Below are 22,926 nucleotides of genomic sequence, written 5' to 3' on the forward strand. Positions count from 1 at the left end.
ACCGGTCAGTTCCGAGCGCATTATTGACGGAGAGCCGCACCGAAGTCACACTCTGTCAGCCTTGGGGGTGGCACGGCGCGCACCGGTGACGATCCGGCGGGCGCCACTCCTCAGTGCGAACGGGGGCGTCGCCGCGCGGGCATCGGGACCACTCCACCGAGTGACGTGACGTCCGCCGGGGAGTGCGGGGACGGCGCGGCCGGCGGCAGGCCCGCGCTGATGCAGAGCAGGTCCCCCCAGGCCGCGAGGTGCCGCTCGAAGCGGCCGTCGGCCGGCGTCCAGGACGCCCGGATCTCGATCTCGGTGCTCGACGCCCGGTCCGCCAGCCCGCCGAAGTACTGCGAGGCGCACAGCGTCACCGTGCCGGACGGCTCCGCGTACCCGGCGCCGTGCGCCTGCAGCGCGTCCAGCAGCCAGGCCCAGCCGACCTCGGACAGCATCGGGTCGCCGGCCATCTCCGGCTCCAGCTCGGCCCGGGTCATGGTGACCACCCGGAAGTCCCCGTTCCAGGCCTCCTGCCCGTCCGGGTCGTGCAGCAGCACCAGCCGGCCGTCGGCCAGCTCCTCCCCGTCCACCTCGACGGCGGCGGTCAGCGCGAAGGCGTGCGGCGCCAGCCGGCGGGGCGCCGGGGCGGGGGAGAGGACGACCTCGGGACGCAGCCGGGCCTCGGAGAGCGCCTCCACGGCAGCCCGGAACTCGCTCGGCGCCGCCTCCCGACCCGTTCCGCCACCTGCTCCGCCACCCTGTGCGGGGTGCCCTCCGACCGCTGCCATGACCCGAAGACTAGGTCGAAAACGCGGGTAATCGCCGCAACTTCTTCCCGCGCGGCGCGCCGGGGCGGCAATCCGGCCAGATCTTGGAGGAACCGACGAGGCCACCGGGACGGACGGGTCCGGGCCGCGTGCGAAGATTTGGAGCGTGAGCGAGACGACGGCAGACACCACGGCAGCCACCCCGGCAGTCCCCCCGACCGGTGCCACCCCCGGTCAGCAGCCCGACGCGCGCCGCGGCGCCGCGTACGACTCGGCGTTCCTGCGCGCCTGCCGGCACGAGCCGGTACCGCACACCCCGGTGTGGTTCATGCGGCAGGCCGGCCGCTCGCTGCCCGAGTACCTGAAGGTCCGCGAGGGCATCCCCATGCTGGAGTCCTGCATGCGGCCCGAGCTGGTCAAGGAGATCACCCTCCAGCCGGTGCGCCGGCACAAGGTGGACGCGGCGATCTTCTTCAGCGACATCGTGGTGCCGCTCAAGGCGATCGGCATCGACGTCGACATCAAGCCCGGCATCGGCCCGGTCATCGCCGACCCGATCCGCACCGCCGAGGACCTCAAGCGGCTGCGCCCGCTGGAGCCGGACGACGTCCCCTACATCACCGAGGCCGTCGGCCTGCTCGTCGACGAGCTCGGCAGCACCCCGCTGATCGGCTTCGCCGGTGCCCCCTACACACTGGCGAGCTACCTGGTCGAGGGCGGCCCGTCCAAGAACCACGAGAACACCAAGGCCATGATGTACGGCGCCCCCGAGCTGTGGGCCGCCCTGGTCGACCGGCTCGCCGACATCACCTCCGCCTTCCTGAAGGTGCAGATCGAGGCCGGCGCCTCCGCGGTCCAGCTGTTCGACTCCTGGGTCGGCTCGCTGGCCCCGGACGACTACCGCCGCTCGGTCATGCCGGCCAGCACCAAGGTGTTCGACGCGGTGGCCGACTACGGCGTGCCGCGGATCCACTTCGGTGTCGGCACCGGTGAGCTGCTCGGCCTGATGGGCCAGGCCGGCGCGGACGTGGTCGGCGTCGACTGGCGGGTGCCGCTGAACGTCGCCGCCGAGCGGGTCGGCCCCGGCAAGGGCCTTCAGGGCAACCTCGACCCGGCGGTGCTGTTCGCACCGACCCACGCCGTCGAGACCAAGGCCCGCGAGGTGCTGCACGCCGCCCAGGCGCTCGGCACCAGCGGCCACATCTTCAACCTCGGCCACGGCGTGCTGCCCAGCATGGACCCGGACGCGCTCTCCCGCCTGGTCGCCTTCGTGCACGAGACCAGCGCCCGCTGATCCGCCGCGACGGCGGCGGCCCGTCCGGGGAACCGGAGGGGCCCGCCGCCGCCGTCGTCCCTCCCGGCGGTCAGGGCGTGGGCTGCTCCTCGTCCGGCCCGTCCTGCTCGTCCCACCGGTCCGTCCCGTCCGGCCCGTCCTGCTCGCCCGTCGCCGGGACGGCCGGCTTCCCGGCGGACCGCGCCGCCCGCGACCACCGCCGGCGCACCGCCCACGCGAGCGCCGCCAGCGCCGCCACCACCAGCAGGAACGGCAGCACCGCGGCCACCGCCACGACGAGCCCGCGCGTGATCAGGAACAGCACGTGCCAGCCGCCGCCCAGCGCCGAGCCGACCGACGCCCAGAAGCCGTCGTCGTCCTCCTCCGGGGCCGGGGCGTCGGGCGGGGTGTCCTCCTTCTTCCGCACGTCCAGGGTGACGGTGGACAGCGAGGTCCGCGCCGACAGCTCCTTCACCTGCTTCTGCAGCGACTCCAGGTCCGCCTCCCGGCGGCTCAGCTCGCTCTCCAGGCTGACGATCTCGGCCAGCGTCTTCGCCTGCGCCATCAGCGCCCGCACCCGGTCCACGCTCGCCTGCTGGCTCTGCATCCGGCTGTTGACGTCCGCGACCTGCTGGGTGAGGTCGTCCGCCTGGCTGCGCCGGGAGATCACCTCACCGAGCCCGGCCAGCTGGTCCAGCGTCTGCTGGAACGCCGCCGACGGCACCTTCACCGTGATCTGCCCGCCCTGCCCGGTACCGGAGGACTTGGCCGCGCCCGGTCCGTCGCCCGGTCCGCCGCTCACCGTCTCGCTCGCCACGTAGCCGCCCGCGGCGGTCGCCAGCGCGCGGGCCCGCGCCAGCGCCGCGTCCACCTCCGCCGTCCGCACCGTCAGCTGCGCCGAGTACGCGATCTGCCGGGCGTCCACCGTGGGGGCCGTCGCGGGCCCGGCCGCCGCCGGGGCGGCCGTCTGGGGTGCGCCCAGCGCGGCCGTCTGGGGTGCGCCCGGCACGGCGTCCCCCTTGACCGCCTCCCCGCCGGCGGCCCGGGCCGGGGCGGCCGCCGACATGTCCTTGGCACTGCCGCGGTCACTGTCGGCGCTGCACCCCGCGACCAGTGCCGCCGTCACGGCCACCGCCGCCAGCGCCCCTGCTCTTCGCCGTGCTCGTCCCACCGTCCGGCCCTCCCCTTGTCGACTGTCCGGCGCTCCCGTTCGGGAGGCTCAGACCATTCGACGGGAAGCGGCCCGGATCGGATCCGCCCGGGACGTCGCGGCTTGATCACGGCTCGGCTGCGGACCGGACAAGGCGTCAGAGGGTGTCGACCACGATCCCCGCGCGCCGCAGCAGCGCCGCCGTCACGCCGTCGCCGGGCCGCAGCGTGCCGTCGAAGGTCCCGTCGTACACCTGCCCGCATCCGCACGACGGACTGCGGGCCGTCAGCAGCGCCCGCCGCGCCCCCGACGCCTCGGCCGCGGCCAGCGCCGCCCGGGCCCCGGCCGTGAACTCCTCCGTGCAGTCCGTTCCGGTCGCGTCCACCACCCGGGCCCGGCCGTCCAGCACGTCCGCCCCGTCCCCGCCGACGATCTCCGCCGCCGGCCGGGGCGTCGGCAGCCCGCCCGCCCCCTCCGGACACACCACGACCGCCCGCCCCTCGGCCACCAGGTCCTCGACCGCCCGCGCCGTCCTCGCCCGCCCGTCGTACCGGCACGGCACCCCGGCCAGACACGCACTCACCAGCACCTTCTCCATGGGGGCGAGCCTAGCGAGCCCCGCACCCGTGCCGGCGTCGCTCCCGTGGCCGATGACCTCGATCGGCTGCCGCGGGCGCCGCGGCCCCCGGCCTGCTCGACGCAGCGTCGGTCTTCATGACGTCCTCGCAGTGCTCCGACGTGCCGGCCGGCGCCCCGGCCGGGATCTTCCGGAACCGACTGGAGCGGCCGGTGCCGTTCCCGCCCGGCCTCGGCCTCGGCCTCGGCGCCGTCGTCCCCGCCCCCGGGGCGAAGCGTGCAGCGGATTGAGGCAAAGGTGTAAAGACCTGCGAGACTGCGAGGCATGGCGCAATCACATGTCGTGGTGATCGGGGGCGGTATCGCGGGGCTGACCGCTGCCGCCGTGCTCGGCGGGGGTGCGGGGGAGCCGGCCCGGGCGCGGGTGACGCTGCTGGAGGCGTCGGAGCGGCTCGGCGGGAAGCTGCGGGGCGGGGAGGTCGGCGGGGTCCGGGTGGACCTCGGGGCCGAGTCGATGCTGGCCCGGCGCCCGGAGGCGGTCGAGCTGGCGCGGGCCGTCGGGCTCGCGGACCGACTGGAGCCGCCGACCACCGCCAAGGCCGCGATCTGGACCCGCGGCGGGCTGCGTCCGCTGCCCCGCGGGCAGGTCATGGGCGTCCCCGGGGACCTCGCCGCGCTGGCGGACTCCGGGGTGCTGAGCCCCGAGGGGCTGGAGCGGGCCCGGCACGAGGTGGCCGGGGACGCGGTCGGGGACGACGTCGCGATCGGCCGCTTCGTCGCCGAGCGGCTCGGCCGCGAGGTGGTGGACCGCCTGGTGGAACCGCTGCTCGGCGGCGTCTACGCCGGGCACGCCGACGAGATCTCGCTGCGCGCCGCGGTGCCCGCGCTGCTGGAGGTGGCCCGGGGCGGCGGCTCGCTGATCGACGGGGTGCACGAGCTGGCCAACCGGCCGAAGACCGTCGGCACCCCGGTCTTCCAGGGCCTGCGCGGCGGCCTCGGCACCCTGCCCACGGCGGTCGCCGAGGCCTGCGCCGGGGCGGGCGTCGAACTGCGCACCCGCACCGAGGTGAGCGAGCTGCGCCGCACCGCCGACGGCTGGCGGGTGACCACCGGCGACGGCGGGACGCTGCACGCGGCCGCCGTGGTGCTCGCCGTGCCCGCGCCCGTCGCCGCCCGGCTGCTGCGCGCCGACGTGCCGGCCGCGGCCGCCGAGCTGGACGGCGTCCAGTACGCCGGGATGGCGCTGGTCACCCTGGCCTTCCGCCGCACCGACCTGCCCGAGCCCCCGGCCGGCAGCGGCTTCCTCGTCCCGCCGGTGGACGGCCGCCGGATCAAGGCCTCGACGTTCTCCTCCAACAAGTGGGGCTGGCTGGAGCGTTCGGCCCCGGACAGCTTCGTGCTGCGCACCTCGCTGGGGCGGCTGCACGAGGACGAGCCGCTGGAGCTGGCGGACGAGGAACTCGTCGCCCGGTCGCTGGCCGACCTCGGCGAGGCGATCGGACTGACCGCCCGCCCCTACGACACCGCCGTCACCCGCTGGCGGGCCGGGCTGCCGCAGTACCCGGTCGGCCACCTGGACCGGGTCGCCCGGATCCGGGCGGCCGCGGACCGGGCCGGCGCGCTGGCGCTGTGCGGGGCGGCGTACGACGGCGTGGGCATCCCGGCGTGCATCGCGAGCGCCCGGGCGGCCGTCGCCGGGCTCGACAGAGTGCTGACCCCGCTGACCGGGGCGAACGTCACGGAGAGGACAATGGGCGCATGACTGAGACCGTTGAGCAGCAGGCCGCCGAGCAGCCCGCGAAGAAGAAGGCGCGGGACCTGAACCAGGTCATCCGCTACACCATGTGGTCGGTGTTCAAGCTCAAGGGCGCGCTGCCCGAGGACCGCACCGGTCTGGCCGCGGAGGTCGACGAGCTGTTCGCCCAGCTCGCCGCCAAGGACGTCACGGTGCGCGGCACCTACGACGTGTCCGGCCTGCGCGCCGACGCCGACATCATGGTCTGGTGGCACGCCGAGGACTCCGACGACCTCCAGGAGGCGTACAACCGCTTCCGCCGCACCGGCCTGGGCCGGCTGCTGGAGCCGGTCTGGTCGAACATGGCGCTGCACCGCCCGGCGGAGTTCAACAAGTCGCACATCCCGGCGTTCCTCGCCGACGAGCGCCCGCGCGACTACGTCTGCGTCTACCCGTTCGTCCGCTCCTACGAGTGGTACCTGCTGCCGGACGCCGAGCGGCGCGCGATGCTCGCCGAGCACGGCCAGATGGCGCGCGGCTACCCGGACGTGCGGGCCAACACGGTCGCCTCGTTCGCGCTGGGCGACTACGAGTGGCTGCTCGCCTTCGAGGCGGACGAGCTGCACCGGATCGTGGACCTGATGCGCGACCTGCGCCCGTCCCGCGCCCGGCTGCACGTCCGCGAGGAGGTGCCGTTCTTCACCGGCCGCCGCAAGCCCGTCGCCGAGCTGCTCAACGGCCTGGTCTGAGCGCACGACGCACCCGCGCAGGGGTCCCGTCCACACCGGACGGGGCCCCTGCCCGGTTCGGCGCCTCCCCGGTTCAGTGGCGGCGCAGGGCCGCGCGCAGCCGGGCGTCCGGGAGGGCGGCGGGGCCGTTCATGGCGACGGCGGTGAGCAGCTCGCGCTCCTCGTCGTCGGTCAGCCCGTGCTGGCGCGGCGGGCGGACCTCGCGCAGCACCTCCTGGCCGACCGGCGAGGCCCAGCGGGTGTAGGGGTAGACGTCGATCCGGGCCATCAGCAGGGTGCCCGAGGTGAGCACCAGCGGCAGCGAGAACCAGGCCAGCGGGGTCAGCACGTCACCGTCCAGCAGGCCGCCGACGACCAGCGCGACGACCAGCAGCACCAGCGAGAGCAGCAGCGCCTGCCGGACCTGGCGGACCACCAGCACGGTGTGCCGCTGGACGGCCGCCGGGGTGGCCAGCCCGGCCAGCGAGAGCCGGCTGCCGATCTCCAGCACGGTGGGGTGGGCGGCCATCGCCGCCCGCAGGTCGTCGGTGCGGCACTGGCCCTCCGGGCCGACGGTGGCGATCACCGCGCGCTCCAGCCGGCTGCGCCCGCGCGGGTCGACGACGGTGGTCCAGCCGGTGTGGGCGAGGTGCAGCCGCCCCCGCGAGGCCATCAGGACGAGGGCGAGTTCGACGACCCGGTCCGGTCCGCCGGCCAGGTAGGCCGTCTCGTACAGCCCGATGCCGACCGCCTCGGCCGGCCGGTGGCCTTCCTGGCCGGTGAACGCGTCGGCGGCGGCGGTCATCCGGACCAGCCGGATGCAGGAGAGCACCGCGGCGACGCAGGCCGGGAGCAGGAAGAGCAACCACATGGGGTTGTTGTAGTCCCGGCCGCGCCGCACGCGGAACGTCTTCCCGGAGCGCGATACCGAACTGTGACGTCCGGTGGGCCCGTTGCTCAGGAGCCGCAGCCTCCGCCGCAGCTGGAGCCGCAGCTGGAGGACGAGGACGACCCGCAGCCGGAGGACCCCGAGGAGCAGCTGGACCCGGAGCCCGAGGAGCTGCCGCCGCAGCCGGTGCTGCCGCCGCAGCCGGAGCCGGAGGACCCCGAGGAACCGGAGGAGTCCGAGGAGTCCGAGGAGCCGCACCAGACCGTCGGACCGGAGCTGCAGGAACCGCCGGAGGAACCGCCCGTCTGGCCGGCGCCGGAGGAGGACGCGGAGTAGCCGGTCACCCGGCCGGTCTGGTCGGCGACCGCCGAGGCGAGCAGCGCCTGCTGCAGCTCCTCGTCGGCGAACTCGGCGGCGCCGACGGCGGCCAGCCCGCCGAGCGCGATCGCGCCGAGCAGGGCGGCGTCGGCGTTCCGGGCGCCGTTGCGGGGCGTCCACGGCCTGCCGTCGTCCACCAGCCCGAGCTGACGGCGTCCGGCCGGGGTGATCCGGCCCTTGGGGGGCCGGGTGGCGAGCAGGGAGGCCAGGCCGACGCCGAGCAGCACCAGCGGGATCCACAGGGCGGGCCGCTCGTGGCCCGGCTCGTCGGAGGCGAGCAGGTGGGCGGCGGCGGTGAAGACCGCCGAGACCAGCAGTGCGAGCCATATCGCCCGGTGCGCGGTGCGCGCCCGGCGCAGCTTGACGGGGTTGCGCAGCAGGCCCCGGCCGGCCAGTTCGTCGCCGATCGCCTGGACGGCCGGCGAGCGCATCACGGCGGTGCGCAGCGAGCCGAGGTCGCGGTTGCGGGTCGGGCCGATCGCGTCGACGATCTCGCGCTCCACCTTGTCGAGCGGCTTGTCGGTGGTGAGGGTGACCAGGCGGGCGCGGCTGACCACGACGTGGCCGGCCCGGTGCATCCGGACCAGGGCGGTGTCGAAGACCCGGCCGGGGCCTCCGGAGAGGAAGGCGGCGTCGAGCAGCGGGATGCCGCGGCCGGGCAGCCCCTTGGGGTTGGGGACGCGCAGCGCGTCCTGGCGGGTCCGGGACGCCTGGATGACGGCGCCGGCCAGCAGGGCGCCGGGGATCAGGTAGTAGGTGTCGTGCCACATGGGCGGTTCCCCCGGTGGTGAGAGGCGGTTCCGGCGCGTGCGGCGCCGCGGTTCGGGCGGTTCTGGGGTGTGCGGGTGTGCGGGTGGCGGACCGGCCCGCGGGTGCGGGCGGGGCCTCAGGCCCCGCGGGCGGGCCGCAGGGCGCGCCCGAGCCGGGCGAGCGGGCCCGGCGGCCGTTCCGGGGCCGGATCGAGCCACCGTGCCAGCGACCGGCGGGCGGCGGCGTCCAGGCCCTCGCCGTCGGCGAGCGCCCAGGCGGCGAAGGCCCGGGCGTCGGCGTGGTAGCCGCCGGTCTGCGGGTGGCTGCGGGCGTAGGCGAGGAACAGCGGGCCGTACCGGGTGCCGAGCAGACGGGGCAGGTCCGGGGCGACCTTGGCGGCGGTGTCGCGCCGCTTGGCGGCCAGGCCGGCGGCCTGCGCGCGCACCTGCGCGGGGTCGAAGCCGGGCGGCACCGGGCCGCCGGCCACCAGGGCGGTGAGCAGCGCGGTCTGCCGGGCGGCGAGCCGGGCGCGGGCGGCGTCGGTGTCCCGGTCCGGGGCGGTGACGGCGGCGTCGGTCATCGCGCACCGCCGTCGGGTGCCCGGCCGCCGTCCAGCACCCGCCGGATGGCGTCGAGTTCGGCGGACAGTTCGGCGGGCGGCGGGAACGCGGCGTCGCGCTCCAGCAGCACGCCGGGCGGGGCGACCCGGGAGCACAGCTCGGCCAGCACCTCCAGCACGGGTTCGGTGACCGGGTGGGCGTGGGTGTCGTGCCAGACGCCGTCGACCATGGTGCCGCCCGCGACGTGCACGTAGGCGAGCGCCTCCAGCGGCAGGCGGTCCAGTTCGGCGGCCGGGTCGAGGCCGAGGTTGACCCGGTTGGTGTGCAGGTTGGCGACGTCGATCAGCAGCCGCACACCGGTCCGTTCGACCAGTTCGGCGAGGAACTGCCCCTCGGTCAGCTCGTCGTCCGGCCAGGCCAGCTGGGCGGCGACGTTCTCCAGGGCGAGCGGCACCGGCAGCTGGTCCTGGGCGATCCGGACGTTCTCGGCGATCACCCGCAGGGCGTCGCGCGAGCGCGGCACCGGCAGCAGGTGGCCGGCCTCCAGGCCGCCGGCCCGGACGAACGCCAGGTGCTCGGTGACCAGCGGGGAGCCGAGCGCGGCGGCGGTCCCGGCGAGCCGGGCGAGGCGGGCCGGGTCGGGCCGGTCGGCGCCGCCGAGGCCGAGGGCGACGCCGTGCGGGACCACGGTGAGGCCGCGGTCGAGCAGGATCCGCAGGGATTCCGGGAGGTGGCCGGCGCAGACGTTCTCGGCGACCACCTCGACCCAGTCCAGGCCGGGCTGCCGTTCGACCACGGTGTCGATCTCGCTGCGCCAGCCGAGACCGAGGCCGAGCCGGCGCGCGGCCCCGGTGCCGGGGGCGGTGCCCGTCGTCGGTGCGGGCGCGTGCGGTGCGGGTGCGTGCGGTGCGGGTGCGGGTGCGTGCGGTGCGTCGTGCAGGGCGGGGGAAGTCATCGGTGCGCCCCCTTCGGAGGGCCGGGTGGGAAGGCCGTCGGTCGGCCGGGCCTCGTCGCCGGGGCCGCCGGGCTGTGCTGGTGAGCATCTCCCCGGGCGCCGCGGCTGCCAAGCCTGGACCGGTCATCTCAGAGCATTACTTGAGCTTGGCGTCGCGTCAATGAGCGATCCGCACCGGGCGCCTGCGGCATCACCGCAGGTGGGGCCCGGTCCGGCGGGAAAAACCGGGGGCGAGCGGGCCGTCCGTGGGGCTACTGTGACGCCCCTATGACCTCTTTGACGATTCGTGACTTCCGCCCCGAGGACGCCGACGCCGTCGCGGCGGCCCACCGCGCCGGGCGCGAGCACCTGGTGCAGACACCGGAGATGTTCGCCTGGCGCGCGGCCCGGCAGGCGAAGGGCGCCCACTACCGCGTCCTCGTCGCCGAGCTGGACGGCCGGGTGGTCGGCGCGGTGCGCTGCGGGGTGGTCGTCGGCACCAGCGCCGTCGGCATCGGCCACGCCAACGGCAGCGTGCTGCCCGGCCACCGGCGGCGCGGGGCGTTCACCGCCCTGCTGGCCGCCGCCGAACGGCACCTGGCCGGGCACGGCGTCACCGAACTGCACAGCTGGGTGGACGACGAACCCGGCTCGCTCGCCTTCGCCGCCGCCCGCGGCTTCACCCCCGGGCGGACCGCCCACTTCGCGGGCCGCGACCTCACCGTGCCGCTGCCCGTGGCCCCGCCGCTGCCGGCCGGCGTCGAGCTGCGCCCGGCGAGCGGCTTCGCGGCCGACCCGTACCCGCTCTTCGAGATCGACGCGGACGCGGCCCGGGACGAGCCGGGCGAGGTCGTGATGGACGCCGCCGAGTACGACGAGTGGCTGGCGGGGGAGTGGAACCGTCCGGACCTCGACCGCGAGCTGACCGTGGTCGCGGTGGTGGACGGTGTGCCGGCCGCGTTCAGCTCCGCCACCACGGACGGCGCGGACCGCTACTGGTCGGCGTTCACCGCCTGCCGCCGGGAGTACCGCGGGCGGGGGCTGGCCAAGCTCGCCAAGCTGGAGTCGCTGCGCCGCGCCCGGGCCGCCGGGCTGCGCCACGCCTACACCTCCAACGACGCCGGGAACGCGCCGATGCTCGCGATCAACGCCTGGCTGGGGTACGAGCGCTGCGCGAGCGAGCGGAAGTTCATCAAGCGCCTGGACGGCCGGGCCCGTCCGCCGCAGTGACGGAGCGGGGGAGTCACTCCGCCGGACGGGTGAACCGGGAGCGTTGACGGGCGTGCGCGCCGGAAGGGATGCGGGGACGGGAGTTCCCGTCGTCCCACGGGGCATCACCTTCGCGCAGACTGTTCGTGCCCGAGTCTTCGCACGGGGGACGCCGTGGAGATCCTGCTCCAGATCCTGATCGGGTTCGTCCCGGCCGTGATCGGCTTTCTCGCCGCCCGCTCGCTCGCCCGCACCCGCCTCTTCCTGCGCTACGGCTTCCTGCGGGTGCTGCTCGGGCCGTACGGCCGGGTGCAGATCGTCACCCCGAGCATCGAGGTGGCCGAGTTCGCCTACGCCAAGGACGGCTGCCGGCTCACCAGCCGGGGGCCGCGCAACGTGCTCTTCATGCCGATGGCCGAGGCGCGGGCCATCGCCCAGCTCACCGACCTGCTGCGGAAGATCAACCGCAAGGCGACCATAGAACTGGTCACCGCCGGAGCGCAGGACCCGCGGATGCCGACCTTCTCGATCGGCGGGCCGGGCGTCAACGCCTACTCGGCGGGCGTCCTGGCGGCCGGTTTCCCGGACTTCCGGCTGGAGCACCCGCAGGCGGCCCGGGCCCGCTGGGGCGGCATGGCCTTCGAGGCGCAGTACAACGCGGCCGACGAACTCGTCCGCGACCACGGCTTCGTGTTCGTCACCCGCACCTCCCGGCAGGCGCCCTGCGTGGTGCTCTGCGGGGTGTTCGCGTTCGGCTCGGCGATGGCGGTGGAGGCGCTGGCGGCCGCCGGACGGCAGTCCCCGCTGGCCGCGCTGTTCCGCTCGGGGGAGAAGGGGTTCGTCGCGGTCGAGGGCCGGGTGATCGGCCTGGACACCGTGGACGTGACCGTCGAGGTCTGCCGCATCCTGCCGTCACCCTAGGAGGCCGGCGCGCGAGGGGGCACGATCCGGCCCCCGAGGAAGGGAGCAAACGGGACAGTCCGGGAGACTCCCGGGCAGGAAGTGGCCGGAAGTGCAACGCTTTTGCTCCATGACTGTCACATCATCGGCATAATCGCGCCCATGACGATCCACCGCGCGAACGTGAGCGCGATTGCCGAGGACCTGTACGTCTGGCTCCCGCCGAAGCGGGGATGGGGCCTGGCCAACTGCGGGCTGCTCGCCGGCCCGCGGACGGCCCTGTGGATCGACACGCCCTACGACCCCTCCCTGGCCGCCGAGTTCCTCGCCGAGAGCCGCGCCCGGCTGGCCGACGGCGTCACCGTCGACCGGATCGTCGTCACCCACGCCAACGGCGACCACCTCTGGGGCGCCGGCGTGCTGCCGGACGCCGAGGTGATCGCCACCCGCGAGGCACTGGAGCACATCCACTGGGAGCCGACGCCCCAGCAGACCCACGGCCTGGTCGTCGGCAGCGACCCGGACTCCCCGCTCGGCGGCTACCTCCGCCGCCACTTCGGGCAGTTCGACTGGTCGCGGACCGAGCCGGTCCACCCGGACACCGTCTTCCACGGCGAGCTGGAGCTGCGGGTGGGCGCCTACCCGGTGCAGATCACCGGCCTGCCCTCGGCCCACACCGGCGGCGACCTCATCGTCCACCTCCCGCACCAGCGCACGGTCTTCACCGGCGACGTGATCTTCGGCTCGACCGCCGCCCAGCCCGGCGACCACCCCTCGCACTGGGCCGGCCCGCTGGAGAACGTCATCGCCGCCTGCGAGAGCGTCCTGGCCACCGGCGCCGAGATCATCGTGCCCGGCCACGGCCCGGTGCTCGACCGGGCGGGCGTCCGGGAGCACATCGCCTACCTCGGGTACGTCCGCGAGCGCGCGCACGCCCTGCACCGGGCCGGCCTGCCCGCCCTGGACGCGGCCCGCCGGATCATCGCCGAGCAGCGCTACCCCGAACTCGGCCTGCCCGAGCGGCTGGTGCTCACCGTCGCCGCCGAGTACCGGCACCTGGACGGCTCCGAGGTGCCGAACGTCCTGGAGGCGATGGGCCAGGTGGCCTTGGTCGCCCGGGAGCTGGACGAGGACGCCGACCGACCCGGGTCCCGCCCGTCCGCCGGCTGAGCCCACCCGTACCGCCGCTTCTTCCGCACCGCCCCCTGATCCGCTCTTCGTACAAGGAAACTCCGAGGACGTCGATGACGCAGCTGCTGGTCCCGGCCCTGGCGCTGATCGCGCTGGCCGCGCTCGCCGCGGCCGGGTGGCTGGCCCGGGCCCGCTCCGGCGCGCTCGCCCGGGCCACCGCCGCCGAGGCCGCCGCCGCCCTGGCCGACGAACGCGCCCGGGCCGCCGAGGGCCGGGCCGGCCGGGCCGAGCAGCAGGCGCGCGAGGCCGAGGACGAGGCGCACGCCGCGGCCGGACGGGAACGCGGCTCGGCCGACCGCGCGCTCGCCGCCGAGGACCGCGCCCACCGGGCGCAGGAGCAGGCCGCCGAGGACGCCCGCCGGGCCGCCGAGTCCGAGCGGGCGGCCGCCGAGGCGGCGGAACGGGCGGCCGGGGAGGGGCGGCGCGCCGCCGGGGCCGAGCGGCGCACCGCCGCCCTGCTGGCCGAGATCGGCCACCTCGCCACCGAACGGGTGGCCGCCGCCGCCCTGCGCCTGAGCCACCCCAACGCCCCGATCGCCGGACCGCTGGACGCCACCGCCGCGGGCCCGGACGCCGTACAGGCCCTGCAGGCCGTCCTGGACGCCGCCTCCGCCGCCGTCACCGACGAACGGGAGCGGGTCGACGCCGCCGCCCGCTCCGCGATGCGCGGCGCCACCTCCAAGATCCAGACCCTGCTCTACCAGATCCAGAGCCTGGTCCAGCAGCTCCAGCACGACAACGACGACCCGCGGCTGCTGGAGGTCGACTTCCGCAACGAGGTCGCGCTGCGCCGCATCCAGACCGTCGCCGTGCTCTGCGAGGCCTGGCCGGGCCTGGCGCGCACCGACTCGCCGCTCGCCGAGGTGGTGGTCGGCGCGCTCTCCCGGGTGCCCGGCTACGCCCGCATCAAGGTGGCCAACCACCTGCGCGAGGACCGCCTCGCCGTGGTCGCCCGGGCCGCCGAACCGGTGGCCATCGCCGTCGCCGAACTGCTCGCCAACGCCACCGCGTACTCGCACCCGGAGACGGACGTCCCGGTCACCGTCCAGCAGGGCGGCCGGGGCGCGCTGGTGATCGTCGACGACAGCGGCATCGGCATGGAGGAGGACCAGCTGCGCCGGGCCCGGAGGCTGCTGGCCGGCCCGCCCGAGGTCCTGCTCACCGAGCTGGGCAACCCGCCCAAGACCGGGTTCGCGGTGGTCGGCAAGCTGGCCCGGCAGTACGGCTTCTCCTGTCACGTCGAGCCGTCCCCGTACGGGGGCATGCGCGCGCTGGTCCGCATCCCGGCCGGGCTGCTGACCGTGGTGGACGAGGAGCAGCCGCTCTCGGTGCTCACCCCGCTGCCGCTGCGCGCCGCCTCCGCGCCCGGCCCGGGCCCGGCGGGTGGCCGCGGCCGCGACGGCGCCCCGGCCATCCGGGTCGTACCGCCGGTGCCGGACGCGCCGGACCCGACGGACACGCCGGACCCGACGGACGCGCCGGGCACCCCGGGCCCGTCCGGGGAGCCGACGGTGCACGCCGTCCCGCCGGTGCGCGCCGTCCCCGACGGCCCCGGAGCGCCGGACGACGGCACCGGGCTGCCCAGCCGCCGCCGTCGCCGGCCGCTGGCGCCGACCGCGTCACCCCGGGCCACCCCGGCCGGAGCCCCGGGCGCGTCCGCCGTCCGGCCGGTGCGGACGCCCGAGCAGGCCGCCGCCCGCTGGCAGGCGCTCCAGCACGGCACCGACTCCGGCCGGGTCGCCGTCGCGGAGGCCACCGGCGCCCGCACCGGCGGCGACGGCGGCACCGAGCCCGGCGCCCCCGCCGGCACGCCGGCCGGTCACGAGGCCGGTCACGAGGCCGGCACCACCCCCAGCCCCCGCCCCCCGTCCCCCGCGGCGACCGGTCCCACCGGCGCCGACCGGGCGGCCCCGCCCCGCCCCGACGCCGCCCGCACCGGCGCCGGCCCCGCGGACGCGTCCGGCCGCCGCACCACCCAGACCCCCTGAGGAGCCGCGCTGTGAGCAGCACGCCCAGCCCCACCAGCACCACGCCCAGCCCGTCCGAGACCGACGGGATCGCCTGGGTGCTGACCCCGCTCCTGGAACTGCCGGGCGTGGTGCACGCGGTGGTCGCCACCGGCGACGGCCTGGTGGAGGCCGCCTCGGACGGCCTCGCCCGCGCCTCGGCCGAGCGGGTCGCCGCGATGACCGCCACCGTGCACGCCGCCGCCCGGGCGTTCACCACCGCCTTCACCGACGCCGAGCAGCCCCGGCTGGCGCAGACCGTCGTCGAGTCCGAGCTGGGCTTCGCGGTCGTCGTCCCGGCCGGCGAGAACACCTCGCTCGCGGTGTTCACCACCCCCGACGCCCAGCTCGGCAACGTCGCCTACCAGATGCAGGTCCAGGTCGCCGCGCTGGGCCGGGCACTGGCGAGCCCGGCCAGGCGGCAGGACGCCCCCGCCCGGTCATGACCGCCACCCCCCGCAGGCGGATGGTGCCCGCCTACCTGGCCACCGGCGGCCGGACCCGCCCGGGCGGCGACGGCTTCGAACGGCTCACCGTGCTGTTCGTGACCGGTGACGGGCAGCCGTCCGCGCTCGCCGAGCTGGAGGCGGAGCACCGCCGGCTCTGGGACCTCTTACGACCCGGCGCGCTCACCGTGGTGGAGGCCGCCGCGCACCTGCGGCTGCCGGTCAGCGCCACGGTCTTCCTCGCGGCCGATCTGGTCGAGGCGGGCTGCCTGCGCGCCCGCGCGCCGATCCCCCGCGCCCAGCAGACCGACCGCTCCCTCGTCGAGAGGCTCCTCGTTGGACTCCGCACTCTCCGGTAATCCGCCCGGTCCGGGGCGGCCGGACCGGGTGGGCTACCTGCCCGACCCCGAACAGACCCTGATGAAGCTGGTGGTCGCCGGCCCGTTCGGGGTCGGCAAGACCACCTTCATCCGGACCCTCTCGGAGATCCCGACCCTGCACACCGAGGAGGCGATGACCGAGACCGGCGCGCCCGTCGACGACGTCGCCGGGCTGCCCGGCAAGACCACCACCACGGTCGCCGTCGACTTCGGCCGGCTCACCCTGCCCGGCGAGGTGGTGCTCTACATGTTCGGCACCCCCGGCCAGCGGCGGTTCTTCCCGCTCTGGCAGGACATCGCGCGCGGCGCCATCGGCGCCCTCGTACTGGCGGACACCCGCCGGCTCGCCGACTCCTTCGAGATCATGGACATGGTCGAGGAACAGGGACTGCCCTACGCGGTCGCGGTCAACCGCTTCCCCGACTCGCCGGTCCACCCGGCCGCCGTCCTGCGCAGCCACCTCGACCTGCACCCGAGCACCCCGCTGGTGCTCTGCGACGCCCGGGAGCGCGGCTCCAGCCTGGACGCCCTGATCGCGCTCACCGAGCACGTCCTGCACGGCCTCCCCGCCTCCGCCCCGGAGCTGCCATGACCACCACCCCCGCACACCCCTCGACCGCACACCCCCCGACCGCGCACCCCCCGGCCGCCCTGCACGGGCCCGCCTTCGCCGCCGACCCGCAGGCCGTCTACGAGCGGCTGCGCCGCCAGGGCCCGGTCGCCGAGGTGGAGATCGCCCCCGGCGTCGCGGCCCTGCTGGTCACCGACTACCAGGCCGCCCTCGACCTGCTGCGCGACACCGACACCTTCTCCAAGGACTCCCGCGCCTGGCAGCGGACCGTCCCGGCGGACTCCCCGCTGCTGCCGGTGCTCGGCTACCGGCCGACCGCCCTGTTCAGCGACGGCGCCACGCACGCCCGCTACCGGCAGGTGATCACCGACGGCCTGGCGCTGCTGGAGCCGCACCAGCTGCAGCGCCGGGTCGCCGAGGTCGCCCACCGGCTGATCGACGCCTTCGCGCGGAGCGGCTCCGCCGACCTCATCGCCGACTACGCCCGCCGGCTGCCCGTCCACGTCCTCACCACCGGCTTCGGCGTGCCCGAGGAGCACCGGGAACGCCTGGTGGCCGGCATCGTCGGCTCGATCGAGTCCACCCGGCAGGCAGTGGCCGCGTACACGGACCTCGTCGAGGTGGTCACCGCCATGGTCGCCGAGCGCCGCGAGCGCCCCCGGCACGACCTGACCTCGTGGTTCCTCACCCACCCGGCGGGGCTGGACAACGACGAGGTGGTCCGGCAGATCACCCTGACCATGATCGCCGGCAACGAGCCGACCACCAACCTCATCGGCAACGCCCTGCTGCGCCTGCTCACCGACGCCCGCTACGCCGGCTCGCTGTTCGGCGGGGCGATGACGGCGCATCAGGCGATCGACGAGGTGCTCTGGCACGAGCCGCCGCTCGCCAACCTCTCCGCCCACTACCCGCGGGTCGACGTCACCTTCCACGGCCGCGCGATCCCGGCGGGCTCGCTGGTCCTGGTCTCCTACGCGGCCGCCAACTCCCAGGCCGCCCCGCCCGCCGACGGCGCGGACACCGCCGGCGTGCGCAGCGGCGAGTCCGCCCACCTGGCCTGGGCGGCCGGCCCGCACGCCTGCCCGGCCCGGGACCCGGCCCTGCTGATCGCGATCACCGCGATCGAGCAGCTGACCAGCCGGATCGGCGACCTCGACCTCGCCGAGCCCGCCGACGCCCTGCACTGGCGCCCCGGCCCCTTCCACCGCGCCCTGGTCCGCCTCCCGGTCCGCTTCACCCCGGTCCCCGGATAGCCGAAGGCCCGGGCACCCCTGCTCGGGTGCCCGGGCCGCTCACGCGCTCCTCGTCACTCCGCCGGCCTCAGCGTGAGCGAGATCGAGTTGATGCAGTAGCGCTGGTCGGTCGGCGTGCCGTAGCCCTCGCCCTCGAAGACGTGGCCCAGGTGGCCTCCGCAGCGGGCGCAGCGGACCTCGACCCGGCGCATGCCGAGCGAGGTGTCCTCGATGTACTGGACGCGGTCCCCGGCCAGCGGCGCGTAGTAGGACGGCCAGCCGCAGTGGCTGTCGAACTTGGTCTCCGAGCTGAACAGTTCGGTGCCGCAGGCCCGGCAGGCGTAGACGCCGACGGTCTTGGTGTCGGTGTACTCGCCGACGAACGGGCGCTCGGTCCCGGCCTCCCGGAGGACGTGGTACTCCTCCGGGGTGAGCTGGGCGCGCCACTCGGCGTCGGTCTTCTCGATCTCGTAGCTCATGACGGCTCCCGGTCGGGGGACTCAGACGTTGGTGGCAACGTTCGCGAGGTGCCCGAGGATTTCCGGGCCCAGGTTGGTGACGTCACCGGCGCCCATGGTGAGCAGCAGGTCGCCCGGACGGGCCAGGCCGGCCAGCACCGCGGGGGCGGCGGCGAAGTCGTGCTCGGCGGTGACCTCGGCACCGGCGCGGCGGGCCGCGTCGATGATCAGCTCGCTGGTCACCCCGGGGATCGGGTCCTCGCGGGCCGGGTAGATGTCGAGCACCACGGAGGCGTCGGCCAGCGCCAGCGCGGCGCCCATCTCCTCGGCGAGCTGCTGGGTGCGGCTGAACAGGTGCGGCTGGAAGACGACCAGGACCCGCCCCCCGGTGGCCTCCCGGATCGCCTCCAGGTCGGCGGTCATCTCGGTCGGGTGGTGGGCGTAGGAGTCGATCACCTGGACGCCGCCCGCCTCGCCCTTGAGCTGGAGCCGGCGGCGCACCCCGGTGTAGGCGCCGAGCGCCTTGGCCAGGTCGGCGGCGGGGACGCCCAGCGCCACGCCGGCGGCCAGCGCGGCGACCGCGTTGTGGGCGTAGTGCCGGCCGGGCACCGAGACGGTGAAGGTCAGCTCCTCGCCGTCCAGCAGCACGGTGACCTCGCTGGTCATGCCGCGCGGGACGACCGACAGGACGCGCAGGTCGGCGTCCTCGGCGGCGCCGACGGTGACCACGTTCAGTCCGTCGCGGCCAGCCACCCGGGCGGTCAGCTCGCGGGCGCCGTCGTGGTCGGCGGAGACGACCAGGGTGCCGCCGGGCACGATCCGGCCGACGAAGGTCTCGAAGGACTCGTGGATCTCGTCGATCGAGGCGTAGTTGGCGTGGTGGTCCAGCTCCACGTTGAGCACGATCGCCACCTCGGGCGCGTACTTGTGGAAGCTGCGGTCGCTCTCGTCGGCCTCGGCGACGAAGATCTCGCCGGCGCCGTGGTGGGCGTTGGAGCCCGGCGCGTCGAGGTCGCCGCCGATCGCGTAGGACGGCTCCAGGCCCAGCTCGCCGAGGGCGACCGCGAGCATGCTGGTGGTGGTGGTCTTGCCGTGGGTGCCGGCCACGGCCAGCGCCCGGCGCCTGCCCATCAGCGCGGCGAGCGCGTCGGAGCGGTGCACCACCGGGATGCCGCGCTCGCGGGCGGCGGCCAGCTCCGGGTTGTCGGCGCGGATGGCGCTGGAGACGACGATGCTGCTCGCGCCGTCCGGCACGTGCTCGGCGGCGTGCCCGATGTGCACGCTGGCCCCGAGGGCGCGCAGCGCGCGGACGGTCTCGGACTCCTTGGCGTCACTGCCGGAGACGCTGGCCCCGCGCACCGCGAGGATCTTCGCCAGACCGGACATCCCGGCGCCGCCGATGCCGATGAAGTGCGGGGCGTGCAGGTCGTGCGCGGCGTCGTTCAAGGCGGGGCTCCGTACGGGCGGGGATCAGGGGAGGGCGGACGACGTGCGCATCGTCCTCGCGGCCGGACCGCAAGGACGATTCTGCACCACGTCGGGCCCTCCTCAGGAGTCGCTGGCGAACAGCCGCAGCACCGGGACACCCACCTTGTGGCGGGCCTGGGAGGCCCAGTCGCGGTGGAAGAACTCCTCCACGAAGTGCGGGGAGGTGAGCACCACCACCTCGTCGGCCTGGTGCTCCTCGACCACGGCGCGCAGCCGGTCCAGCGGCTTCTCCTCGACCAGCTCGCCGACCGCCTCGGCCCCGGCCTGCCGCAGGTGGCGCAGGCTGTGCTCCAGCGACTCGGTGGCGAGCGTCGGCCCGCTCTCGGACTCGTCGTGCTCGCGCACCACCTTGTCCAGGTGGCCGAGGGCGACGTCGTCCAGCGCCCGCAGCAGCTCGTCCTGCTTGCCGCGCGGCTGCATCAGGACGACGAAGGACACCTTCTCCTCACTGTGGAGCGTGGTGACGAGCTCCACGTCCGCGTCGGAGAGCGCCTTCTCGATCATCAGTACCGTCTTGAACACGTGAGTCCCTTCCAGTCGCCGGCCCCCGGGCTCCGGCTTCGCTTCCCATACTGCCCGGCGGAAGCTTTCCGCACGCTCCCCACCCGGCACACGGGCCACGCGGGGGGACGCCCGGAGTGGGAGCGGGATCACGTTCCGCAGGTCAGGGGGCGGTCGGACGCAGGTAGCGGGTGAAGAGGAATCCTTTCTCCTCGATCAATGAGACCAGCCGCATCCGCTGCACGTCCGGCATCCGCGCGTCGTGCAGGATGCGCGGCGCGTCGCCGCCCGTGAGCAGCGGCGCCAGCGACAGGCACAGTTCGTCCAGCAGGTCCTCGGCGGCCAGCTGCCCCAGCAGCCGGGGCCCGCCCTCGGTCAGCAGCCGGGTCCAGCCCCGGTCGGCCAGCGCCGCGACCGCCGCCCGCAGGTCCACCGTGCCCCGGCCCACCGCGATCACGTCGGCCACCTCGGTGACCGCCGCCAGGCTGCGCACCGGCGCGTCCTCGGTGGTGATCACCACCGTGCGCACCAGCGGCTCGGTGAACAGCGGCGCCGAGAGGTCCAGCCCGAGCGAGCGGCTGACCACCGCGATCGCGGGCGCCGGAGCCTGCCCGGCCGCCCGGCGCGCCCCGGCGAAGTCGGCCCGCGCCCGGGCCGGCCGGTAGCCCTCGGCCCGCACCGTCTCGGCGCCCACCAGCACCACGTCCGACAGCGCCCGCAGCACACCGAAGATCCGCTTGTCGGCGTCGCCGGAGAGGCCCTCGGAGAGCCCGTCCAGCCGGGCCCCGCCGTCCAGCCCCGCCACCATGTTGGCCCGCAGCCAGGGCCGTCCCCGGTCCACCTGTCCGGGGTAGGCGTAGACGGCGGCGAGCGCCGCCAGCGAACTCGGATCGTCGAAGGTCTCCGCCACCGGGCTGATCAGCTGTTGCATGCCCCCAGTGTTCCACCGGGTGCAGGTCCCGGGGCCCGTCCGGGCAGGCGTACCCTTTATCACCGTGCCCGCAGCTTCCCGCCCCGCCACCGCGACCGCGCCGATAGCCCTCACCTCCCGGCGTCCCGTCGTCCCCGCCGAGCGCCTGGTCGCCGAGATGGTGCCGCCGCCGCGCTTCTCCGACGTGAGCTTCGGGACGTACATCCCGGACCAGTCCCAGCCCAGCCAGTACGAGGCCGTGCAGGTCCTGGAGCAGTTCGCCGGCACGCTCAACAGCGGAAACGGTTCGGCGCCCAAGCGCAGCTGGTTCCGCCGCAGCGCCCCGGCCCCGGCCGGCCCGGCCGGCATCTACCTGGACGGCGGCTACGGCGTCGGCAAGACCCACCTGCTCGCCTCGCTCTGGCACGCCGCCCCCGGCCCCAAGGCCTTCGGCACCTTCGTCGAGCTGACCAACCTGGTCGGCGCGCTCGGCTTCCAGCAGGCCGTGCAGACCCTGTCCGGGCACACGCTGCTCTGCATCGACGAGTTCGAGCTCGACGACCCGGGCGACACCGTCCTGGTCTCCACCCTGCTCGGCCGCCTGGTGGAGAACGGCGTCAAGCTCTGCGCCACCTCCAACACCCTGCCCGAGAAGCTCGGCGAGGGCCGCTTCGCCGCCGCCGACTTCCTCCGCGAGATCCAGGGCCTGTCCGCGCACTTCCGCCCGATGCGGATCGACGGCCAGGACTACCGCCACCGCGGCCTGCCGGACGCCCCGCCGCCCTACCCGGCCGCCGAGGTCGAGGCCGTCGCCGCCCGCACCCCGGGCGCCTCCCTCGACGACTTCGACGCCCTGCTCGCCCACCTCTCCGCCGTCCACCCCAGCCGCTACGGCGCCCTGCTGGACGACGTCACCGCCGTCTGCCTGCGCGGCGTGCACCGGGTCGACGACCAGTCCACCGCCCTGCGCCTGGTCGTCCTCGCCGACCGCATGTACGACCGCGAACTCCCCGTCACCGCCTCCGGCCTCCCCTTCGACCAGGTGTTCCCCGAGGAGATGCTCCGCGGCGGCTACCGCAAGAAGTACCTCCGCGCCATCTCCCGCCTCGTCGCCCTCGCCCGGGACAGCGCCAGGAACTGAGGGCGTGACCCGCGCCCCGGTCGGGCGTTGCTCTCCGTGGGGAGGGGGAGCGGAGAGGGGAGAACATGACCGGGGACCAGGCCGCCTGGACGATCGAGATCGAGCCCGAGGTGCGCGCGTGGCTGCGCACCTGCTCGACCGCCGAGTACCGGGCGGCCGAACGCGCCGCCGACCGGCTGGCCGAGGACGGCGAACTGCTGCGGTTCCCGCTGGCGAGCCACCTCGGCGGCCCGCTGCGGGAGCTGCGCATCGGGCCGATGCGGGTCACGTACTGGCTCGCCCCCGGACGGCGGGCTGTGCTGCTGACGGTCTTCCGCAAGACTAGGAGCCGCGAGACCGACGAGGTGGGTCGGGCGCACCGGGCTCAGAAGGTCTGCGAGGCCGGGCACGGGGCCGCCGACGGCCACCAGGTCTACGACAGGGACGAGGAGGAGCGATGAGCAGCGGCTACCACACCCGCTGGGTCGTGCCGCCGGAGCACCGGGAGACCGAGGAGTACCGCGCGGCCGGGCGGCGGATGGCGCTGGCCGAGGCCGTGTACGCCCGTCGTTCGGCGCTCGGATGGACGCCGGCCGAGCTGGCCGGGCGGGCGGGGCTGGACGAGGAGACCGTCGAGAGCATCGAGGAGAGCGGGGTCGATCCCACCCTGCCGCTGATCGAGCGGCTGGCCGCCGCGTTCGACTCGGCGGTCCGGATCGACCCGGCCGGCGAGCCCGCCATCAGCTTCGAGGCCCACGCGGCCTGAGCCGGGGGTGCCCGGTTCCG

Annotated in this window: 24 protein-coding genes and 1 pseudogene; 15 read left to right on the forward strand and 10 right to left on the reverse strand. The window is 75.6% G+C overall.

Annotated features, from left to right (window positions below; translation table 11 throughout):
* Window positions 1-110: 110 nt before the first annotated feature.
* Window positions 111-773, reverse strand: a complete 663-nt coding sequence (locus tag ACFVVL_RS20745; RefSeq protein ID WP_380296497.1) for a DUF3000 domain-containing protein — start codon at window positions 771-773, stop codon at window positions 111-113.
* Between the two features lie 259 nt (window positions 774-1,032).
* On the opposite strand from ACFVVL_RS20745, the gene hemE reads away from it, so the two are divergent.
* Complete coding sequence (gene hemE, locus ACFVVL_RS20750) at window positions 1,033-2,046, forward strand: uroporphyrinogen decarboxylase (RefSeq protein WP_380296500.1); 1,014 nt, start codon at window positions 1,033-1,035, stop codon at window positions 2,044-2,046.
* Window positions 2,047-2,116: 70 nt separating this feature from the next.
* Here the strand turns inward: hemE and ACFVVL_RS20755 are convergent, their stop codons facing one another.
* Window positions 2,117-3,196 (reverse strand): DUF4349 domain-containing protein, encoded by a 1,080-nt coding sequence (locus ACFVVL_RS20755; protein WP_387677253.1) that lies wholly within the window; start codon window positions 3,194-3,196, stop codon window positions 2,117-2,119.
* A 136-nt stretch (window positions 3,197-3,332) separates the two neighbouring features.
* Window positions 3,333-3,773: a DUF523 domain-containing protein gene (locus tag ACFVVL_RS20760; protein WP_380296494.1), complete on the reverse strand. Its 441-nt coding sequence runs from the start codon at window positions 3,771-3,773 to the stop codon at window positions 3,333-3,335.
* Between the two features lie 116 nt (window positions 3,774-3,889).
* Between ACFVVL_RS20760 and ACFVVL_RS20765 the strand changes: the two genes are divergently transcribed.
* The 3 genes from ACFVVL_RS20765 to hemQ are packed head-to-tail and all read left to right on the forward strand — an operon-like array spanning window position 3,890 to window position 6,235.
* Window positions 3,890-4,042 (forward strand): hypothetical protein, encoded by a 153-nt coding sequence (locus ACFVVL_RS20765; RefSeq protein WP_387677256.1) that lies wholly within the window; start codon window positions 3,890-3,892, stop codon window positions 4,040-4,042.
* Between the two features lie 34 nt (window positions 4,043-4,076).
* Entirely contained in the window at window positions 4,077-5,513 is a 1,437-nt protein-coding gene (gene hemG / locus ACFVVL_RS20770) for a protoporphyrinogen oxidase (RefSeq protein WP_387677259.1), read from the forward strand.
* Window positions 5,510-6,235 (forward strand): hydrogen peroxide-dependent heme synthase, encoded by a 726-nt coding sequence (gene hemQ, locus ACFVVL_RS20775; protein ID WP_380296488.1) that lies wholly within the window; start codon window positions 5,510-5,512, stop codon window positions 6,233-6,235. The genes hemG and hemQ overlap by 4 nt, the downstream gene beginning before the upstream one ends.
* A gap of 73 nt (window positions 6,236-6,308) precedes the next feature.
* Here hemQ and ACFVVL_RS20780 read toward each other — a convergent pair whose 3' ends face one another.
* The 3 genes and pseudogenes from ACFVVL_RS20780 to ACFVVL_RS20790 form a co-directional block, all read right to left on the reverse strand.
* Window positions 6,309-7,085, reverse strand: coding sequence for a TIGR04222 domain-containing membrane protein (locus ACFVVL_RS20780; RefSeq protein ID WP_380296486.1), 777 nt, complete (start codon window positions 7,083-7,085; stop codon window positions 6,309-6,311).
* 86 nt (window positions 7,086-7,171) lie between these two features.
* Window positions 7,172-8,251, reverse strand: a complete 1,080-nt coding sequence (locus ACFVVL_RS20785; RefSeq protein WP_387677263.1) for a TIGR04222 domain-containing membrane protein — start codon at window positions 8,249-8,251, stop codon at window positions 7,172-7,174.
* 116 nt (window positions 8,252-8,367) lie between these two features.
* Window positions 8,368-9,746, reverse strand: a pseudogene (locus ACFVVL_RS20790) (DUF692 domain-containing protein).
* A 267-nt stretch (window positions 9,747-10,013) separates the two neighbouring features.
* On the opposite strand from ACFVVL_RS20790, the gene ACFVVL_RS20795 reads away from it, so the two are divergent.
* The 8 genes from ACFVVL_RS20795 to ACFVVL_RS20830 all read left to right on the forward strand — a co-directional run bounded on the left by ACFVVL_RS20795 (window position 10,014) and on the right by ACFVVL_RS20830 (window position 17,684).
* Window positions 10,014-10,955, forward strand: a complete 942-nt coding sequence (locus tag ACFVVL_RS20795; protein WP_387677265.1) for a GNAT family N-acetyltransferase — start codon at window positions 10,014-10,016, stop codon at window positions 10,953-10,955.
* A gap of 153 nt (window positions 10,956-11,108) precedes the next feature.
* A complete protein-coding gene (locus ACFVVL_RS20800; protein ID WP_380296481.1) occupies window positions 11,109-11,855 on the forward strand; it encodes a hypothetical protein in 747 nt (248 codons plus the stop codon).
* Between the two features lie 141 nt (window positions 11,856-11,996).
* Window positions 11,997-13,004: an MBL fold metallo-hydrolase gene (locus ACFVVL_RS20805; RefSeq protein WP_387677269.1), complete on the forward strand. Its 1,008-nt coding sequence runs from the start codon at window positions 11,997-11,999 to the stop codon at window positions 13,002-13,004.
* 74 nt (window positions 13,005-13,078) lie between these two features.
* Window positions 13,079-15,013 (forward strand): ATP-binding protein, encoded by a 1,935-nt coding sequence (locus ACFVVL_RS20810; RefSeq protein WP_387677272.1) that lies wholly within the window; start codon window positions 13,079-13,081, stop codon window positions 15,011-15,013.
* An 11-nt stretch (window positions 15,014-15,024) separates the two neighbouring features.
* Complete coding sequence (locus ACFVVL_RS20815; RefSeq protein WP_380288589.1) at window positions 15,025-15,477, forward strand: roadblock/LC7 domain-containing protein; 453 nt, start codon at window positions 15,025-15,027, stop codon at window positions 15,475-15,477.
* A complete protein-coding gene (locus ACFVVL_RS20820) occupies window positions 15,474-15,836 on the forward strand; it encodes a DUF742 domain-containing protein (RefSeq protein ID WP_380288587.1) in 363 nt (120 codons plus the stop codon). Before ACFVVL_RS20815 ends, ACFVVL_RS20820 begins: the two co-directional genes overlap by 4 nt.
* Window positions 15,814-16,449, forward strand: coding sequence for an ATP/GTP-binding protein (locus tag ACFVVL_RS20825; RefSeq protein ID WP_380288585.1), 636 nt, complete (start codon window positions 15,814-15,816; stop codon window positions 16,447-16,449). The genes ACFVVL_RS20820 and ACFVVL_RS20825 overlap by 23 nt, the downstream gene beginning before the upstream one ends.
* Window positions 16,446-17,684, forward strand: coding sequence for a cytochrome P450 (locus ACFVVL_RS20830; RefSeq protein ID WP_387677277.1), 1,239 nt, complete (start codon window positions 16,446-16,448; stop codon window positions 17,682-17,684). The genes ACFVVL_RS20825 and ACFVVL_RS20830 overlap by 4 nt, the downstream gene beginning before the upstream one ends.
* 53 nt (window positions 17,685-17,737) lie before the next feature.
* On the opposite strand, the gene msrB is transcribed toward ACFVVL_RS20830, so the two are convergent.
* From msrB to ACFVVL_RS20850, 4 genes are all read right to left on the reverse strand, one after another.
* A complete protein-coding gene (gene msrB, locus ACFVVL_RS20835) occupies window positions 17,738-18,142 on the reverse strand; it encodes a peptide-methionine (R)-S-oxide reductase MsrB (RefSeq protein ID WP_380288581.1) in 405 nt (134 codons plus the stop codon).
* A 21-nt stretch (window positions 18,143-18,163) separates the two neighbouring features.
* Entirely contained in the window at window positions 18,164-19,546 is a 1,383-nt protein-coding gene (gene murC, locus ACFVVL_RS20840) for a UDP-N-acetylmuramate--L-alanine ligase (protein WP_387677533.1), read from the reverse strand.
* 123 nt (window positions 19,547-19,669) lie between these two features.
* On the reverse strand, window positions 19,670-20,131 hold the full coding sequence (locus tag ACFVVL_RS20845) for an indole-3-glycerol phosphate synthase (RefSeq protein WP_380288579.1): 462 nt from the start codon (window positions 20,129-20,131) through the stop codon (window positions 19,670-19,672).
* A 142-nt stretch (window positions 20,132-20,273) separates the two neighbouring features.
* Complete coding sequence (locus ACFVVL_RS20850) at window positions 20,274-21,041, reverse strand: pyrimidine reductase family protein (protein ID WP_380288577.1); 768 nt, start codon at window positions 21,039-21,041, stop codon at window positions 20,274-20,276.
* Window positions 21,042-21,105: 64 nt separating this feature from the next.
* Between ACFVVL_RS20850 and zapE the strand changes: the two genes are divergently transcribed.
* The 3 genes from zapE (at window position 21,106) to ACFVVL_RS20865 (ending at window position 22,906) form a co-directional block, all read left to right on the forward strand.
* A complete protein-coding gene (zapE, locus tag ACFVVL_RS20855) occupies window positions 21,106-22,161 on the forward strand; it encodes a cell division protein ZapE (protein ID WP_387677281.1) in 1,056 nt (351 codons plus the stop codon).
* A 65-nt stretch (window positions 22,162-22,226) separates the two neighbouring features.
* Window positions 22,227-22,601: a type II toxin-antitoxin system RelE/ParE family toxin gene (locus ACFVVL_RS20860; RefSeq protein ID WP_387677284.1), complete on the forward strand. Its 375-nt coding sequence runs from the start codon at window positions 22,227-22,229 to the stop codon at window positions 22,599-22,601.
* The gene (locus tag ACFVVL_RS20865; protein WP_380288571.1) at window positions 22,598-22,906 is read left to right on the forward strand and encodes a helix-turn-helix domain-containing protein; all 309 of its coding nucleotides are present in this window, start codon (window positions 22,598-22,600) and stop codon (window positions 22,904-22,906) included. Before ACFVVL_RS20860 ends, ACFVVL_RS20865 begins: the two co-directional genes overlap by 4 nt.
* The last annotated feature ends 20 nt before the right edge of the window (window positions 22,907-22,926 follow it).

The organism is Kitasatospora sp. NPDC058115 (assembly GCF_042884635.1).
In the GTDB taxonomy this organism is placed as follows: Bacteria; Actinomycetota; Actinomycetes; order Streptomycetales; family Streptomycetaceae; genus Kitasatospora.

Bases quoted from the DNA above. Each gene is read 5' to 3' on its own strand.
- ACFVVL_RS20745 (WP_380296497.1), bottom strand. From the start codon at position 773: ATGGCAGCGGTCGGAGGGCACCCCGCACAGGGTGGCGGAGCAGGTGGC.
- ACFVVL_RS20760 (WP_380296494.1), bottom strand. From the start codon at position 3,773: ATGGAGAAGGTGCTGGTGAGTGCGTGTCTGGCCGGGGTGCCGTGCCGG.
- ACFVVL_RS20765 (WP_387677256.1), top strand. From the start codon at position 3,890: ATGACGTCCTCGCAGTGCTCCGACGTGCCGGCCGGCGCCCCGGCCGGG.
- hemG (WP_387677259.1), top strand. From the start codon at position 4,077: ATGGCGCAATCACATGTCGTGGTGATCGGGGGCGGTATCGCGGGGCTG.
- hemQ (WP_380296488.1), top strand. From the start codon at position 5,510: ATGACTGAGACCGTTGAGCAGCAGGCCGCCGAGCAGCCCGCGAAGAAG.
- ACFVVL_RS20780 (WP_380296486.1), bottom strand. From the start codon at position 7,085: ATGTGGTTGCTCTTCCTGCTCCCGGCCTGCGTCGCCGCGGTGCTCTCC.
- ACFVVL_RS20785 (WP_387677263.1), bottom strand. From the start codon at position 8,251: ATGTGGCACGACACCTACTACCTGATCCCCGGCGCCCTGCTGGCCGGC.
- ACFVVL_RS20795 (WP_387677265.1), top strand. From the start codon at position 10,014: ATGACCTCTTTGACGATTCGTGACTTCCGCCCCGAGGACGCCGACGCC.
- ACFVVL_RS20805 (WP_387677269.1), top strand. From the start codon at position 11,997: ATGACGATCCACCGCGCGAACGTGAGCGCGATTGCCGAGGACCTGTAC.
- ACFVVL_RS20810 (WP_387677272.1), top strand. From the start codon at position 13,079: ATGACGCAGCTGCTGGTCCCGGCCCTGGCGCTGATCGCGCTGGCCGCG.
- ACFVVL_RS20820 (WP_380288587.1), top strand. From the start codon at position 15,474: ATGACCGCCACCCCCCGCAGGCGGATGGTGCCCGCCTACCTGGCCACC.
- ACFVVL_RS20830 (WP_387677277.1), top strand. From the start codon at position 16,446: ATGACCACCACCCCCGCACACCCCTCGACCGCACACCCCCCGACCGCG.
- msrB (WP_380288581.1), bottom strand. From the start codon at position 18,142: ATGAGCTACGAGATCGAGAAGACCGACGCCGAGTGGCGCGCCCAGCTC.
- ACFVVL_RS20850 (WP_380288577.1), bottom strand. From the start codon at position 21,041: ATGCAACAGCTGATCAGCCCGGTGGCGGAGACCTTCGACGATCCGAGT.
- ACFVVL_RS20860 (WP_387677284.1), top strand. From the start codon at position 22,227: ATGACCGGGGACCAGGCCGCCTGGACGATCGAGATCGAGCCCGAGGTG.
- ACFVVL_RS20865 (WP_380288571.1), top strand. From the start codon at position 22,598: ATGAGCAGCGGCTACCACACCCGCTGGGTCGTGCCGCCGGAGCACCGG.